The sequence below is a fragment of the Xanthobacter sp. BG11Y11_SDJG genome (assembly GCF_057364445.1).
Genome location: NZ_JBNFNU010000697.1, coordinates 1 through 1195, shown reverse-complemented (window position 1 = coordinate 1195; position 1195 = coordinate 1). Strand labels below are relative to the sequence as shown.

Here is a 1195-nt window from a genome sequence, read left to right as displayed (position 1 = left end):
CGGGCGAGGGCCGGGCTGACGGAAGACGCGCGTCGCGGCCGCCGCGCGGCCCCGGGCTCCCCCTGTGCGCTCCCTGGGGACCCCTGGACACCTCGCGCGAACCGTGACTTGGTGCGCCGTCCGGCCAGAGACCGAGCGACACCTCCATGCGCGAAACCCCCGCCACCGCCCCCGGCACCAGCGAAGGTTCGACCGGCGGCCCCTATGCCGGCCGGGTGGCGCGGTGGCTCTCGATCCACGATCCGGGCGGCATCGACACCACCCGCGCGCTGCAGCTTGCTGTCGCGTTCGTGATCGTCATCACGCTGGGTTACGCCACGTCCCGCGCCTTCGGTCTGGGGCTCGACGTGCCGTTCCCGCTGATGGCCGGCGCCGGCGCGCTGGTGCTCGTCACCTTTACCCCGGCGGCCAGCCGGCGCTCCGAGGCGCGCACCATGGGGCGCATCTTCGCGCTCGCCATGGCCTTTCTCCTGGTGCTGGTCGCGGTCGGCCCGGGCGAGGGCCCGGTCAACGAGATGGTGCAGAAGCTGCTTCTGGTGCCGCTCTCCTTCCTCGCTCTGGTGCTGCGCCGCTCCGGCATGGACGGCCAGCGCCTGGGTCTGTCGCTGATCGTGGTCGCCACCGTCGGCACCATCCTCGCGCCCACGCGCGCGCAGGCGGTCTATTTCCTGCTCGCCTTCTGCCAGGGGGCGGCGGTGATGGTCGCCCTGCGGCTCTCGCCCTGGCGGCCGTCGGCGGTGCAGGCGTTCGTGAACTCCGCCCACGACGTGGAGCAGATGCTCGCCGCGTATCTGCGCGAGATGTCGGAGGCGGTGCGTGCGGGCCGCCCGTTCCCGGCCGATCTCGGCCCCGAGGTGGGGGCGGCGCGGGCCCGGGTGTGGAACGCGCTGGCCAATGCCTCCGCCGAGGACCCCGGCGCGCGCCTGGATTTCGAGCATCTGCGGGCGAAGATCTACCGCCTGCGGGTGGCGGTGCTGCTGCTCGCCAGCTGCATTCCCGCCGGAGCCCGCGGCGGCCCCGACTGGCGTGCCCCGTTCGCCAATGCCGCCGACCACATCGCCCGCCGCCGTGGAGGTCTCGGCCGCATCGACGACAAGGCGGAAGAGCGCTTCGAGCGCGCCATCGAGACCCTGAGGGCCGCCGCATTCGACACCGGCCTCGACCCGGCGTCGCGCTTCGCGCTGCTGCTCGCCGA

Annotated in this window: 1 protein-coding gene; it reads left to right on the top strand. The window is 73.7% G+C overall.

Going from position 1 to position 1195, the window contains the following annotated elements; genetic code table 11:
* Positions 1-146: 146 nt before the first annotated feature.
* The coding region (locus tag AC2W7M_RS25855; protein ID WP_486135992.1) for a hypothetical protein at positions 147-1195 on the top strand (1049 nt) is incomplete at its 3' end.